This is a genomic window from Pseudomonas sp. P5_A12, assembly GCF_056400685.1.
Map to the genome: position 1 here is coordinate 1 of NZ_JBFUKU010000138.1, position 14,488 is coordinate 14,488.

Here is a 14,488-nt window from a genome sequence, read left to right on the forward strand (position 1 = left end):
GCATTCATACCCTGCTTGATCAACAAAGCCTGAGACCCGAAGACGTTCGCGCGATTGGCAGTCACGGCCAAACCATTCGCCACGAGCCGGCTCGCGGCTTCACGGTGCAGATCGGCAACCCTGCCCTGTTGACCGAGTTGACCGGCATTACTGTAGTCAGTGATTTCCGCAGCCGTGATGTTGCCGCTGGCGGGCAAGGCGCACCACTGGTTCCAGCCTTCCACGAAGCCTTGTTTGCTGAAGATACGGGTCATCGCGCGGTATTGAACATTGGCGGATTCAGTAATCTCAGCCTGATCGAACCCGGCAAACCCGTTGCAGGTTTCGACTGCGGTCCGGGCAATGTGCTGCTGGATGCCTGGATCCATCAGCAGCGCGGCGACAACTTTGATCGCGACGGCCAATGGGCTGCCAGCGGCAACGTCGAACCAGCACTGCTGAATGAACTGCTGAGTGATCCCTTCTTCGTGACCAAAGGCCCAAAAAGCACCGGCCGCGAAGTGTTTAACCTGCCCTGGCTTACACAGCACCTCGCGAAACTACCGACCTTCGCTGCCGAAGACGTTCAAGCAACCCTGCTTGAACTCACCGCATTGACCATCGTCGAGTCACTGCAACACGCCCAGTCGAACACTCAAGAATTGCTGATCTGCGGCGGCGGTGCGCACAACACCACGCTGATGCAGCGCTTGTCCGACTTACTGCCGAATGCAAAAGTCGGCAGCACCGCCACGCATGGTGTAGATCCCGATTGGGTTGAAGCTATGGCATTCGCCTGGTTGGCCCATTGCTGTCTCGAAGGCATCGCCGCCAATCGCCCCAGCGTCACCGGCGCCCGCGGCCTGCGCGTTCTCGGCGCTATCTACCCCGCGTAAACACCAGACAGCAAAACGCCGCACAACCCAAAAGGTTCTGCGGCGTTTTGCATTGCGCTGAAGTGCGATCAGATCGAGAACGAAGAGCCACAGCCACAGGTAGTGCTGGCGTTCGGGTTCTTGATCACGAAGCGCGAACCTTCCAGACCTTCCTGATAATCCACCTCGGCACCTGCCAGGTATTGGAAGCTCATCGGGTCCACGACCAGGCTCACGCCTTCGCGCTCGACGATGGTGTCGTCATCGGCCACTTCTTCATCGAAGGTAAAGCCGTACTGAAAACCTGAACAACCGCCGCCCGTAACGAATACGCGCAGCTTCAAGCGATCATTCCCCTCTTCATCGACCAGGCTCTTCACCTTGTGCGCGGCACCGTGGGTGAATTGCAAAGCCGTGGGGGTGAAGGATTCGACGCTCATGCTGACTATCTCCCGGCGTTACGCCGCCATAATGCGTGATGACGCGCATTATCCGCTTGTCCTAGAAAATCGGTCAACTATTTGAGGAGCAGCGGCAAGCTTCAAGTTGTGAGCTTCAAGCTTGCGGCTTGCAACTTGAAGCTTGTAGCTGCTCTTTAAGGCAACATGCCCGCATGGGACAAGCCCAGACGCTCATCCAGACCAAACAGGATGTTCATGTTCTGCACCGCCTGACCCGACGCGCCTTTGACCAGGTTGTCGATCACCGACAGCACCACCACCAAATCGCCATCCTGCGGACGATGCACGGCGATACGGCACACGTTGGCACCGCGCACGCTGCGGGTTTCCGGATGGCTGCCGGCAGGCATCACGTCGACGAACGGTTCATTGGTGTAACGTTTTTCAAACAATGCTTGCAGATCGACCGAGCGATCCACGACGGTCGCGTAAAGCGTCGAGTGAATGCCACGAATCATTGGCGTCAGGTGCGGAACGAACGTCAGACCGACATCCTTGCCCGCGGCGCGACGCAGCCCCTGGCGGATTTCCGGTAAGTGACGGTGGCCTTTGACCGAGTAGGCTTTCATGCTTTCCGACGTCTCGGAGTACAGCGATCCTACAGAGGCACCACGCCCGGCACCGCTGACGCCGGACTTGCAGTCAGCGATCAAACGAGTGGTATCGGCCAGACCCGCTTCGAGCAAGGGCAGGAAACCCAATTGCGTAGCGGTCGGGTAGCAACCCGGAACGGCGATCAGGCGAGCATCCTTGATCTGCTCACGATTGACTTCCGRCAAGCCGTAGACCGCCTCTTCCAACAGTTCCGGAGCACCGTGCGGCTGGCCGTACCACTTGGCCCACTCGGCGGCGTCTTGCAGACGGAAGTCCGCCGACAGGTCGATGACCTTGGTTCCGGCCGCCAGCAGTTCGCCGGCCAGCGCATGGGCAACACCGTGAGGGGTGGCGAAGAACACCACATCACAGGCGCCCAGCGTCTTGATGTCCGGAACGCTGAACGCCAGGCCGTCGTAATGGCCTCGCAGGTTCGGGTACATGTCGGCCACGGCCAGGCCAGCCTCGGATCGGGAAGTGATCACTACCACTTCAGCTTGCGGATGCTGTGCCAATAGACGCAACAGTTCGACACCGGTGTAACCCGTGCCGCCGACGATACCGACCTTGACCATAAACCTGCCCTCAACGAACCCACTGGAAAGCCGTCGATAATAGGGTGCGTATCGTTCTGCGACAACCGGCAAGGTGACGTGCGGACGCTCAAGCCTCTACTATCCGGGCTACCGTGAACCTGGGAATAACTAAAATGCTTTATCTGTGGCTCAAAGCGCTTCACATCGTCAGCATGGTCTGCTGGTTTGCCGGCCTGTTTTACCTACCGCGCCTGTTCGTTTATCACGCGCAAAGTGAAGACACCGTCAGCAAGGAACGCTTCAGTATCATGGAGCGCAAGCTGTACCGCGGCATCATGGGCCCGGCGATGATCGCCACCCTGATTTTCGGCATCGCGCTGATCTACCTCAATCCGAGCATCTTCAGTCAGGGTGGATGGTTTCACGCGAAACTGACGCTGGTTGTGATCCTGATTGGCTACCACCACATGTGCGGCGCTCAGGTGAAGCGTTTTGCCCGTGGCGAAAACACCCGCAGCCATGTCTTTTATCGCTGGTTCAATGAAGTCCCGGTTCTGATATTGCTGGCTATCGTAATTCTGGTCGTGGTTCGGCCGTTCTGACGTCAATAAGCACAACTCACCGGGGTACCTCCAATGTCGCTGCCCGCTCTGCTCGAACAATGTTTACGTCTGCCCGTGGTGGCAGCGCCAATGTTCCTGATTTCCAATCCGCAATTAGTGCTCGCCTGCTGCCGAAATGGCGTGGTCGGCAGTTTTCCTGCGTTGAACCAACGCGAGAGCAGCGGCTTCAAGGCCTGGCTGGAAGAGATCGAAGCAGGTTTGGCAACACTGGAGAACCCGGCGCCTTATGCGGTCAACCTGATCGTCCACAACAGCAATCCGCGCCTGCAAGCGGACCTGGAGATCTGCATCGAGCACAAAGTGCCGATTGTGATCACCAGCCTCGGCGCAGTGAAGGAAGTGGTCGACGCAGTGCACAGTTACGGCGGCCTGGTGTTCCATGACGTGACGACTCGCCGACACGCGGAAAAAGCCGCCGAAGCTGGCGTGGATGGCTTGATTGCCGTTGCTGCGGGCGCCGGGGGCCACGCTGGCACCTGGAGCCCGTTCTCACTGATCGCTGAAATTCGTCAGTTCTTCGACAAAACCCTGCTGCTGGCCGGTTGCCTGAATCACGGTCACGAGATTCTTGCGGCGCAATTGCTCGGTGCGGATTTAGCCTACTTCGGTACGCGTTTTATCGGTACCACTGAAAGTCATGCGCCTGACGCCTACAAAGAAATGTTACTGACTTCCAGGGCAGCGGACATCGTCCATACTCCAGCAGTGTCCGGCGTACCGGCGAGTTTCATGTGTCAAAGCCTGGAAGCAGCAGGTTTCGATATGGCAGCCCTGCAAAACAAGGGTGAGGTCAACTTCGGCTCCAAACTCAAACCAATCAGCGATGAAGCCAAGGCCTGGAAAACCGTGTGGTCTGCAGGTCAGGGCGTCGGGGAAATCGATGATTTGCCGAGTGTCGATCAATTGGTCGCACGGCTGGACGCGGAGTATCGCAAGGCACTGGAATTGGCGGCACAACTTCCTAAGCGCTGGCCCCGCTGAGATGTAAGTTTCGGCCAGCTCCACCCGGCTGGCCCTACACTTCATCCATGCCCTGCAATACTTCCTAACTCAAACACTCGCGACAAGGATGCCTCGCAATGAGCGAAAACCGTTTCAAGATCGTATTCGACGGCGCTCTGCTGCCAGGTGTTGACCTCTCTACTGCCAAACAGAATCTCGCCGCCCTCTACAAAAGCGATGTTGCTGCAGTCGAACGGCTGTTCTCGGGCAAGACTGTCACGCTCAAGCAAGGTCTGTCGCAAGTCGAGGCGCAAACCTATCTTCAGGCACTGTCGAAAACCGGCATCAATGCACGGATCGAAAGCGAATCGCCCATAGAGCTGAACTTGACCGACGCCCGCGAACACCTCCCCCCCAAGACCCAGCCTGTCTTCGTCGACCCGGTGTCCCCTTACGCTCCGCCTCAGGCTAGCGTCGGAGAAAATCTGCCCGCATTCTCCACACTCAAACCGTTCAGTGTCGAAGGTCGTATTGGCCGCTTGCGTTATCTGGCGTGGACGATGGTCCTGACCCTTGTGATGCTGGGTGTCGGATCGGCACTCGCCATTTTCGCCGTTGCCCTGATCAGCGCAGACTCGAGTGCCGGCCTGATTGTCGGTGGCCTGGTGGCGCTGTTCCTGTTCATCGGGGTTGTGGTTGTCAGCATTCAGATCAGCGTGCAGCGTTTGCACGACATCGGCTGGTCCGGGTGGCTTTGGCTATTGAACTTCGTCCCGTTCGTGGGCAGCCTCTTTCCGTTCGTGATCATGGTCATCCCCGGCACCAACATCGCCAATCGCTACGGTCCGCCACCACCGCCCAACAGCACCGCCGTCAAAGTGCTGTCTTCGTTGTGGGTCGTATTTATCGCCATCGTCTTCATGGCGGCAGTGTCTGGCGGTTTTACTGCGATTCAGCAAGAGTATGAAAGCGCTACTGAAAGCAGCTATGACAGCGGATCGGTGACGATCGACGAGATTGAAGCCGAACCGGCCGAAGCAACCGAAAACGCACCGGATTCTGCAGACGAGGAAGCCGAATAAGCCCCGTCCCCTGTAGACTCTGCGAAAGAATAAACAGCGCTCCCCGCCCGTGACACCTGCGTCGCGGCGCGGAGCTGTTGCGATGGAGAACTGCATGACCCGTTACGCTCTGATCACCGGCGCTTCCAGCGGCATCGGCCTGGCGATGGCCGAAGCGCTGGCCCGGCGTGGCCACAGCCTGATTCTGGTGGCCCGACAACGTGATCAGCTGGAAAGTATTGCGATTGAACTGACTCAACGTTTTGGCGTAGAAGTGCTTTTCCGTGCCTGTGACCTCGGCGAACCGCTGCGGCTGTCTGGGTTTCTGCTGGAACTTGAGGAAGGTGACCGTCAAATTGATTTGCTGGTGAACTGCGCTGGCATGGGGACGTGTGGTCCCTTTCTCGCTCAAGACTGGATGACCGAGCAGGACCTGATTGAAGTGAACATTCTGGCACTCACCCGCCTCTGCCACGCCATCGGAAACAGCATGGCCTTGCAGGGTGGCGGGCAAATCCTCAATGTTGCCTCGGTCGCCGCGTTTCTTCCCGGCCCTTGGATGAGCACTTACTACGCCAGCAAGGCCTATGTGCTGCACTTTTCCGAAGCTCTGCGCGTCGAGCTGAAGAAATGCGCAATCAAGGTCTCGGTACTCTGCCCCGGCCCGACGCGCACCGGTTTTTTCCGTACCGCGCAACTGGACACCGGCAAACTGGCCGACAGCAAAATGCTGATGAGCCCCGAAGAAGTGGCGCTTTATACCGTGCGGGCCCTGGAGAAAAATCGCGCAATCATTATTCCGGGCCGACGCAACCGTTGGCGCGCCTTTCTGCCACGACTCGGCTCGCGCTGGTTAAACCGGACAATCGCCGGCATGGTCAACAAGGTTTACTGCCCACGCTGAATGGTCCTACGGTAAATCCATGGGTACACTCAGGCCAGCCAAAACAACGGAGAAACAGCTTTGGATACTCTGTTCACCAAGATCATCAACCGGGAAATCCCGGCAAAGATCATTTACGAGGACGACCAGGTACTGGCCTTCCACGATATCGCCCCACAGGCACCGGTGCATTTTCTGGTGATCCCGAAAAAAGCCGTGCGCACCCTCAACGACCTCACCGAGGACGACAAGGCACTGGCCGGGCATATTCTGTTCACCGCGCAGCGTCTGGCGCTGGAACTGGGCTGCGAAAAAGGCTTCCGCGTTGTCATGAACTGCAATGAAGAAGGTGGGCAAACTGTCTATCACATTCATATGCATGTGCTGGGTCAGCGCCAGATGCACTGGCCACCGGGCTGATTGCAGATTGCTGCGAGGGAGTGGCCAGCCACTCCCCCATGACCCAGCTCAAACCTTCCCCGGCCGATTGGGTTAAACTGGCCGCCGAGATTTTTCCCGGAGGTCAGCATGACTACCCAACGTCACTACTCGCCGATTGACCGTCTTCTGCTGCAAGCTGACGCCGCCATGCGCACCCTGTTGCCCTTCGGTGGCCAGCCCTACCGCCCGTCGCCGGCCATCGTCCAGCCCGATGCGAAATTGAGTGATGAAGACACCCGGCACGTCGCCGGTCTGATGCGCATCAACCATACCGGCGAGGTCTGCGCCCAGGCGTTGTATCAAGGGCAAGCCCTGACTGCCAAGCTCCCGCATGTGCGTGCCGCCATGGAGCATGCTGCTGAAGAAGAGATCGACCATTTGGTGTGGTGCGAACAACGCATTCATCAGCTGGGCAGCCATACCAGCATTCTCAATCCGCTGTTTTATGGCATGTCGTTCGGAATCGGCGCGGTGGCCGGGTTGATCAGCGACAAAGTCAGCCTGGGGTTCGTTGCCGCCACCGAACACCAAGTGTGCAAGCACTTGAATGAACACCTCGAGCAATTACCGGCTGAAGACGAAAAGTCCCGGGCGATTCTTGAGCAGATGCGTATTGATGAAGAACATCACGCGGAAAGTGCGCTGGATGCCGGAGGGTTCCGTTTTCCGGCACCGGTGAAGTTCGGGATGAGTCTGTTGGCCAAGGTGATGACCAAGAGTACTTATCGGATCTGATCTCAGGGGCTTTTCGTAGGCGCATGGCTTGCCCGCGATGGCGATCTCCAGGACGCTATCGCGGGCAAGCCATGCTCCTACAAAGGTTTGCGACAGACATAAAAAAGGCGACTGCCGTGAGGGAGTCGCCTTTTTTGTGCCTGACTCAACCGAGTTCGATGATCTCGTAATCGTGGGTAATCGCCACGCCTGCCGCACCCAACATGATCGAAGCCGAGCAATACTTCTCTGCCGACAACTCAATGGCGCGTTTGACCTGGGCTTCTTTCAACCCGCGCCCCTTGACCACAAAATGCATGTGAATCTTGGTGAAGACTTTAGGGTCCTCGGTCGCACGCTCGGCTTCGAGGAAGGCTTCACAGCTTTCGACGGCCTGACGGGACTTCTTGAGGATGCTGACCACATCGAAATTGCTGCAACCGCCGACACCGAGCAGGAGCATTTCCATCGGCCGGACACCCAGGTTGCGACCGCCGGCATCGGGCGGACCGTCCATGACCACCACGTGACCACTGCCGGATTCACCGAGGAACATGGCTTCGCCAGCCCATTGGATGCGTGCCTTCATCGCCAAGACTCCACTGTCTAAAAAAGGGTCGCCAGCTTAGCACAGGGCCCTTGATTGACAGCGCCTCAACTTCCCAGCACGCAAGTGTCTACACCGTAGGTAAATTCTCAAATCTTGAAGGAAGTGTCTGTTAAGCTGGCGCCAATTCACTGGCGCATAGCCAGCTTTGCATCGACCGTTGTCGGCGACTCACAAAAAAACCAACACACACCGTGAAGTCTTTTCGGGATACAACCATGGTTGCTATTACCCCAACACCCAAAATCAAAAACCTCGAAAAGCTGTTGATGCATTGCCAGCGCCGTCGCTATGCGGCCAAGAGCAACATTATTTGTGCGGGCGATCGCTCGGAAACACTGTTCTTCATTATCAAAGGCTCGGTCACGATCCTGATCGAGGATGGCGACGGTCGTGAAATGATCATCGCCTACCTGAACACCGGGGACTTTTTCGGGGAGTTGGGCCTGTTCGAACAGGCCGGCCTGGAACAGGCACGCAGCGCTTGGGTCCGAGCCAAGATCGAATGCGAGGTCGCGGAAATCAGCTACGCGAAATTCCGCGAGCTGTCCCAACAAGATCCAGACATTCTTTACGTCCTCAGCGGACAAATCGCACAACGTCTGCGCAACACCACGCGCAAGGTCGGTGACCTGGCGTTCTTCGATGTAACCGGTCGCGTCGCCCGTTGCCTGCTGGAACTGTGCAAGCAGCCGGACGCGATGACCCACCCGGACGGCATGCAGATCAAAGTGACCCGCCAGGAGATCGGTCGAATCGTCGGCTGCTCGCGTGAAATGGTCGGTCGCGTGCTCAAGGATCTGGAAGAACGCAACCTGCGTGGACGTCAAAGGCAAGACCATGGTGGTCTTCGGTACGCGCTAAGCCTTGAACATCTCTACCAGCAACTGGCGATAAAGCGCATCGAGCCGCCCGAGCGCATCGGGCGCAGCGAACTTCTCATGCAGGGCGATGTGGCTTTCGGCGCGAACGCGCTGTTCCAGACCGCAGGCTTCATTGAAGCCATTGACCGCCGCCACCATCGATTCGCGCTCGTTATCCAGCAACAACGCACCGTGCACCAACCCGACCGGACGCGTACCGCCCTTGCTCTGGCGCCAGCGTTGAGCAGTGCCGACCATCTTGCGGCCATCCAGGTTGACGTTGAAACGGCCATCGCAGAATGCGCCCTCGATTTCGCCCAAGGACGACACGCCGCCCAGTTCATCCAGCAACTGGCAGATCGGATCGCAGAGCCGGCGATAGGCGGTTTCGATCCGGTTCTGATCACCTTCACTGCGTGGTGGCGCGTAGACCAGCGCTATGTTGATGGTTGATGCCGATTGCGGCACAGGCTCGCCGCCGGTTTCACGCAACAGCACTGGCCAACCGGCAGCGGCTGAGACTTCGCAGGCAGCGTCGAAACCGGGTAGGCGGTTCAAGCGACGGGGCATGACCAAGGCCCGGTCATTGGGTTGCCAGAACAGCAAGCCGAACTCCGAATCTCCGGTGCAGACGGCTGCCAACAAATCTTGTTCGGCTTGCAGGCCGGCTTCGGTGGTCAGGGAGGTAATCAGGGTCATAAGGTATTCCGTCGGACCTTAAGTCTATGGTGCGTCTTATACCGCCTTCGCGAGCAGGCTCGCTCCCACATTGAAATCCAATCTCCTGTGGGAGCGAGCCTGCTCGCGAAGCTTTTTCRGTCGAGCGTAGAACCGCTCACCGCAGTACCGCGCTCCGGGAAGAACAGACGCTGCAACTCGGTCCCCGGGCTTTCAGCACGCATGAACGCCTCGCCAACCAGGAATGCATACACGTCGCTGATTTCCATCAGTTCGACATCGGCGCGGTTGAGGATGCCACTTTCGGTAATCACCAGACGATCACGAGGGATGCGCGGCAACAGGTCGAGTGTGGTTTCCAGGCTGACGTCGAAGGTGTGCAGGTTGCGGTTGTTGATGCCCACCAGCGGTGTGTCGAGGGTTTTCAAGGCCCGCTCCAGCTCGTCGCCGTCGTGAACTTCCACCAGCACATCGAGGCCGACACTTTTTGCCACGGCAGCCAGTTCGGCCATTTTCACGTCATCCAGCGCGGAGACGATCAGCAACACGCAATCGGCGCCCAACGCCCGGGCTTCGACGATCTGGTAGGGATCGATCATGAAGTCCTTGCGGATCACCGGCAGTTTGCACGCCGACCGGGCCTGTTGCAGATAGGCATCGGCGCCCTGGAAGTAATCGATATCGGTCAACACCGACAAACACGTCGCGCCGCCCTTCTCGTAGCTCTTGGCGATGTCCGCGGGAACGAAGTTCTCGCGGATCACGCCCTTGCTCGGCGAGGCTTTCTTGATTTCGGCAATCACCGCCGGCTGCTTGAGCTTGGCTTGCGCCAACAATGCCTGGGCAAAACCACGAGGTGCATCGGCCGCCTTGGCCAGACTTTCCAGCTCGGCCAGGCTCACACGAGCGCTACGCTCGGCGACTTCCTGGACCTTGCGCGCCAGAATGTTTTCCAGAACCGTCGGTACACTCATCCCTCATTCTCCACTTTGAATACCGCGGTAAATGCACCCAACTCCTCCAGTTTCTCCCGAGCGAGGCCTGTGTGCAGCGCATCGTGCGCCAGGGCAACGCCTTCTTTCAAACTGGTTGCATGGTCGGCGGCGTACAGCGCAGCACCGGCATTGAGCATAATCATCTCGGCGGCTTTCTGACCGCTTTCGGTTTTGCGCTTGCCCAAGGCATCGCGAATCAACTCCAGCGAGGCCGCCGGGCTTTCGACTGCCAGCCCGTGCAGGCTCTGGCTCTTCATTCCCAAGTCTTCTGGCTCGACCCAATATTCGGTGATCTGGTCATTCTTCAATTCCGCCACGAAGGTCGGCGCCGCCAGACTGAATTCGTCCAGGCCATCCTTCGAGTGCACCACCAGCACGTGCTTGCTGCCCAGTCGCTGCAAGACCTCAGCCAATGGCCGGCACAGCGCCTGGTTGAACACGCCTACCACCTGATGCTTCACACCGGCCGGGTTCGTAAGCGGGCCGAGCATGTTGAACAGGGTACGCAGGCCAAGATCCTTGCGCGGACCGGCGGCGTACTTCATGGCGCGGTGGTGAGTCTGGGCGAACATGAAACCGATGCCGACATTATCGATGCAACGTGCCACCTGAACCGGCGTCAGGTTCAGGTAGATGCCCGCCGCCTCCAGCAGGTCGGCGCTGCCGCTTTTGCCCGACACTGCGCGGTTTCCGTGCTTGGCCACGGTGCAACCCGCCGCTGCAACAACGAAGGAAGAAGCGGTCGACACGTTGAAAATATTGGCACCATCACCGCCGGTACCGACCACGTCAACCACACCGTCCAAAGTCTTGAGTTCGACCTTGTCCGCCAGCTCGCGCATGACCGATACCGCGCCGACGATTTCGTCGATGCTTTCACTCTTCATGCGCATGGCCATCATGAATGCACCGATCTGCGCATCCGTGCATTGGCCAGTCATGATTTCGCGCATCACATCGCGCATCTCATCGGTGCTGAGGTCGAGGTGATCGACGATACGGCCCAAGGCTGTCTTGATATTCATGAAAAGTCCTTAGCGCGTGCCGCCAGTTTGTTTGAGGAAGTTTGCAAACAGCTCGTGGCCCTGCTCGGTGAGAATCGACTCGGGGTGGAACTGCACGCCTTCGATGTTCAGTGTCTTGTGGCGCAAGCCCATGATCTCGTCGACCGAACCGTCTTCAAGTTGGGTCCAGGCGGTGAGCTCCAGGCAATCGGGCAGGGTTTCACGCTTGACGATCAGCGAATGATAGCGCGTCACCGTCAGTGGGCGATTCAGGCCTTCGAATACGCCCTTGTCCTCGTGGAATACCGGGCTAGTCTTACCGTGCATCACTTGACGGGCGCGAACTACATCACCGCCAAAGGCCTGACCGATGGACTGATGGCCGAGGCAAACGCCAAGAATCGGCAGCTTGCCGGCGAAATGCTTGATCGCTTCAATCGAGATCCCGGCTTCGGTCGGGGTGCAAGGACCGGGGGACACCACGATGCGCTCTGGGTTGAGGGCTTCGATTTCAGCGATGGTCAGTTCATCGTTGCGCACGACTTTGACCTGGGAGCCGAGCTCACCGAGGTACTGCACAACGTTGTAGGTAAAGGAGTCGTAGTTATCGATCATCAGCAACATGGCGTTTTGAACCTCTTGAACTCACTGACTTTAAAGATGGCCTTCGAATGATTGACCCGCAGAGCGCTGCGCTTTGTCAGGTGCTGGAGTAGCGCCAGCAAAGCGGCATTTCAAACAGGTAAAGAAGGCAAAGCGGTACAGGTCCGGCGGGGCCGGCAAAAGAATTCAGGCGCGCCAACGCCAGCGGGCGTGTGCCTTGATGACTTGATCCAGAAGTTTACTGATGATCAACACGGGGAAGGTCTCATTTATACGTCCGGGCACAGTAACTTAGCTGGGCAGAGCGTGCAATATGGCCGGGGCGACTGCTCGCGAAACAATCAAAGGCTGCGCGACGGRTGGCAAAAGGCCGGACGTTTTTGGTACTGTCGTTTCGTTCACTACAAAAATAAATAAACGGACTTGCTCATGATCAAACAGACGTTGTTTGTACCGCTCGCAGGATGCTTGCTCGCGATGGCCTGCGCCCAGGCGAATGCCGCGCCTAATCCTTACACCAGTTTCGTCGTCTTCGGCGACAGCCTCAACGACGCCGGGACCTTTGCCGACACCGGCGGGCCTGCCGGGTCGACGCAACGCTTTACCAACCGCACGGGGCCGGTTTATCTGGATGGCAGCGGCGAAATCCGCTCACTCAACTCCACGCAGATATTGGGTGGAAAACTGGGGTACTCGGCGGATCAGACCGCTTCATCGAATTCGGCGGTGCGCGCCAGCAATGGCCAGCCCGATGGCAACAACTGGGCCGTCGGCGGTTATCGCACCGATCAGATTCTTGATTCGATCACCACCATTTCCGACACCGGCGAGCGTACCCGAGCGGGTTACCTGCCTTCGAACAACTTCCGCGCTGATCCAAACGCGCTGTATTACCTGTCGGGTGGCGGTAACGACTTTCTGCAGGGCCGCGTCACCAGCCTGCCTCAGGCCAGTGCCGCCGCCGACCGACTGGCCGACAGCGTACAGGCGCTGCAAACCGCTGGCGCAAAGTACGTCATGGTCTGGCTGCTGCCCGATATCGGCTTCACCCCGGCGTTCAACGGCTCCCCGCTGCAAGCGTTCACCTCCCAGCTCAGCGCCCAGTTCAACACTGAATTGGTCAGCCGACTGCAGAACATCAATGCAGAAATCATCCCACTCAACATTCCGGTGCTTCTCAAAGAGACGTTCGCCAACCCGGCGCAATTTGGCCTGGCCACCGACCAGAACCTGAGCGCCACCTGCTTCAGCGGCAGCGGCTGCACCGAGAACGCCCGTTACGGGATCAACAGCGCCACACCAGACCCGACCAAGCTGATCTACAACGACTCGGTACACCCGACCGAAGCCGGACAACGCCTGATTGCCGATTATGCGTATTCCCTGCTGTCAGCGCCGTGGGAGCTGACGCTACTGCCGCAAATGGCCCAAGGCACCCTGCGTTCTCACCAGGACGAATTGCGCAACCAATGGATGGCCGACTGGGAAAGCTGGCAAGGTGTCGGCCAATGGCGAGCCATTGTTGCCGGCGGTGGCCAACATCAGGATTTTGACGGGCAGGACAGCGTCGTGAGCGCTGATGGTAACGGGTACAACCTGAACATCGGTGGCAGCTATCGCCTCGACGATGCCTGGCGCGTCGGCGTGGCCGCCGGCTTCTATAACCAGAAACTCGAAGCCGGGAATAACGACTCCGACTACAAGCTCAACACTTACCTGGGCACCGCATTCGCCCAGTACCAACAAAATCGCGTATGGGCTGACATGGYGTTGACAGCCGGGCATCTGGATTACGACAGCCTCAAGCGTAAATTCCAGTTGGGCGCCAACGAACGCAGCGAAAAAGGCGATACCAGTGGCTACGTCGAAGCCGCTAGCGCTCGCATCGGCTACGACATCGCACAGCAAGCCAGCAGCCCTTGGCACTTGTCGCCGTTTGTCAGCGCCGATTTCTCCAAGGTAAAAGTCGATGGCTACTCGGAGCAAGCCACTGATTCCACAGCGCTGACCTTTGCTGATCAGGAGAGTATTTCCCGACGCCTGGGTTTCGGTTTACAGGGCAAATACCAGATCACCCCACAAACCGAAGTATTCGGCGAAGTGGCTCACGAGCGTGAGTACAACGACGATGTTCAGGACGTGACCATCAGCCTCAACAGCCTGCCCAACAATCAGTTCACGCTGGAAGGCTACACCCCGCAAACCAACCTGAACCGGTTGAATTTGGGGGTCAGCCACAACCTCACCAAGGAGCTGGCACTGCGCGCCAGCTACAACATTCGCAAGGATGATGACTTCACCCAGCAAGGGATTAATTTAGGGGTTGCTTTGGACTTCTAAAATCTCGCGGCAATAAAAAACGCGGCGCCTTCACAGGCGCCGCGTTTTTTATGTGGTGAGCAAAATCAATGTGGGAGCGAGCCTGCTCGCGAAAGCGGTGTATCAAGCGAAGTTGATGTCGACTGACACGGCCCCTTCGCGAGCAGGCTCGCTCCCACATTGATTTTGCTCACCACATAAAAAACGCGGCGCCTGTGAAGGCGCCGCGTTTTTTATTGCCGCGAGATTTTAGAAGTCCAAAGCAACCCCTAAATTAATCCCTTGCTGGGTGAAGTCATCATCCTTGCGA

14 protein-coding genes and 2 pseudogenes are annotated in these 14,488 nt (G+C 58.1%); 9 read left to right on the forward strand and 7 right to left on the reverse strand.

Features of this window, described 5'->3' with window-relative positions; genetic code table 11:
* Positions 1-875: anhydro-N-acetylmuramic acid kinase (locus tag AC1DSG_RS18355; RefSeq protein ID WP_477792152.1), on the forward strand; the 875-nt coding region annotated here is incomplete at its 5' end.
* A 68-nt stretch (positions 876-943) separates the two neighbouring features.
* Here AC1DSG_RS18355 and erpA read toward each other — a convergent pair.
* Positions 944-1,294, reverse strand: coding sequence for an iron-sulfur cluster insertion protein ErpA (gene erpA / locus AC1DSG_RS18360; RefSeq protein WP_007947969.1), 351 nt, complete (start codon positions 1,292-1,294; stop codon positions 944-946).
* Positions 1,295-1,449: 155 nt separating this feature from the next.
* The gene (argC, locus tag AC1DSG_RS18365) at positions 1,450-2,484 is read right to left on the reverse strand and encodes an N-acetyl-gamma-glutamyl-phosphate reductase (RefSeq protein ID WP_477792153.1); all 1,035 of its coding nucleotides are present in this window, start codon (positions 2,482-2,484) and stop codon (positions 1,450-1,452) included.
* 134 nt (positions 2,485-2,618) lie between these two features.
* Between argC and hemJ the strand changes: the two genes are divergently transcribed.
* The 6 genes from hemJ (at position 2,619) to coq7 (ending at position 7,130) form a co-directional block, all read left to right on the forward strand.
* A complete protein-coding gene (hemJ, locus tag AC1DSG_RS18370) occupies positions 2,619-3,047 on the forward strand; it encodes a protoporphyrinogen oxidase HemJ (RefSeq protein WP_477792154.1) in 429 nt (142 codons plus the stop codon).
* 33 nt (positions 3,048-3,080) lie between these two features.
* Positions 3,081-4,049, forward strand: coding sequence for an NAD(P)H-dependent flavin oxidoreductase (locus AC1DSG_RS18375; protein WP_477792155.1), 969 nt, complete (start codon positions 3,081-3,083; stop codon positions 4,047-4,049).
* Positions 4,050-4,147: 98 nt separating this feature from the next.
* Positions 4,148-5,092 carry a DUF805 domain-containing protein gene (locus AC1DSG_RS18380; RefSeq protein WP_477792156.1) on the forward strand — a complete coding sequence of 315 codons (945 nt, stop codon included), beginning with the start codon at positions 4,148-4,150 and terminating at the stop codon, positions 5,090-5,092.
* Between the two features lie 94 nt (positions 5,093-5,186).
* Positions 5,187-5,975, forward strand: coding sequence for an SDR family NAD(P)-dependent oxidoreductase (locus AC1DSG_RS18385; protein WP_477792157.1), 789 nt, complete (start codon positions 5,187-5,189; stop codon positions 5,973-5,975).
* Positions 5,976-6,035: 60 nt separating this feature from the next.
* Entirely contained in the window at positions 6,036-6,374 is a 339-nt protein-coding gene (locus AC1DSG_RS18390) for a histidine triad nucleotide-binding protein (RefSeq protein WP_053162884.1), read from the forward strand.
* A gap of 108 nt (positions 6,375-6,482) precedes the next feature.
* Entirely contained in the window at positions 6,483-7,130 is a 648-nt protein-coding gene (gene coq7, locus AC1DSG_RS18395; protein WP_477792158.1) for a 2-polyprenyl-3-methyl-6-methoxy-1,4-benzoquinone monooxygenase, read from the forward strand.
* Positions 7,131-7,275: 145 nt separating this feature from the next.
* Here the strand turns inward: coq7 and AC1DSG_RS18400 are convergent, their stop codons facing one another.
* Positions 7,276-7,698, reverse strand: coding sequence for an OsmC family protein (locus AC1DSG_RS18400; RefSeq protein WP_007941657.1), 423 nt, complete (start codon positions 7,696-7,698; stop codon positions 7,276-7,278).
* Positions 7,699-7,934: 236 nt separating this feature from the next.
* On the opposite strand from AC1DSG_RS18400, the pseudogene crp reads away from it, so the two are divergent.
* Positions 7,935-8,580: pseudogene (gene crp / locus AC1DSG_RS18405) on the forward strand (cAMP-activated global transcriptional regulator CRP).
* Here the strand turns inward: crp and AC1DSG_RS18410 are convergent.
* The 4 genes and pseudogenes from AC1DSG_RS18410 to AC1DSG_RS18425 form a co-directional block, all read right to left on the reverse strand.
* Positions 8,577-9,278, reverse strand: a complete 702-nt coding sequence (locus tag AC1DSG_RS18410) for a lipoate--protein ligase family protein (RefSeq protein ID WP_477792159.1) — start codon at positions 9,276-9,278, stop codon at positions 8,577-8,579. The pseudogene crp and the gene AC1DSG_RS18410 sit on opposite strands and share 4 nt — an antisense overlap.
* Before the next feature lie 119 nt (positions 9,279-9,397).
* Positions 9,398-10,231: pseudogene (gene trpC / locus AC1DSG_RS18415) on the reverse strand (indole-3-glycerol phosphate synthase TrpC); the annotation flags it as partial.
* The gene (gene trpD / locus AC1DSG_RS18420) at positions 10,228-11,277 is read right to left on the reverse strand and encodes an anthranilate phosphoribosyltransferase (RefSeq protein ID WP_310333613.1); all 1,050 of its coding nucleotides are present in this window, start codon (positions 11,275-11,277) and stop codon (positions 10,228-10,230) included. The gene trpD and the pseudogene trpC, both read right to left, overlap by 4 nt.
* 9 nt (positions 11,278-11,286) lie before the next feature.
* Positions 11,287-11,880 carry an aminodeoxychorismate/anthranilate synthase component II gene (locus AC1DSG_RS18425; RefSeq protein ID WP_007906885.1) on the reverse strand — a complete coding sequence of 198 codons (594 nt, stop codon included), beginning with the start codon at positions 11,878-11,880 and terminating at the stop codon, positions 11,287-11,289.
* Between the two features lie 408 nt (positions 11,881-12,288).
* On the opposite strand from AC1DSG_RS18425, the gene estP reads away from it, so the two are divergent.
* Positions 12,289-14,199 (forward strand): esterase EstP, encoded by a 1,911-nt coding sequence (estP, locus tag AC1DSG_RS18430; RefSeq protein WP_477792160.1) that lies wholly within the window; start codon positions 12,289-12,291, stop codon positions 14,197-14,199.
* The last annotated feature ends 289 nt before the right edge of the window (positions 14,200-14,488 follow it).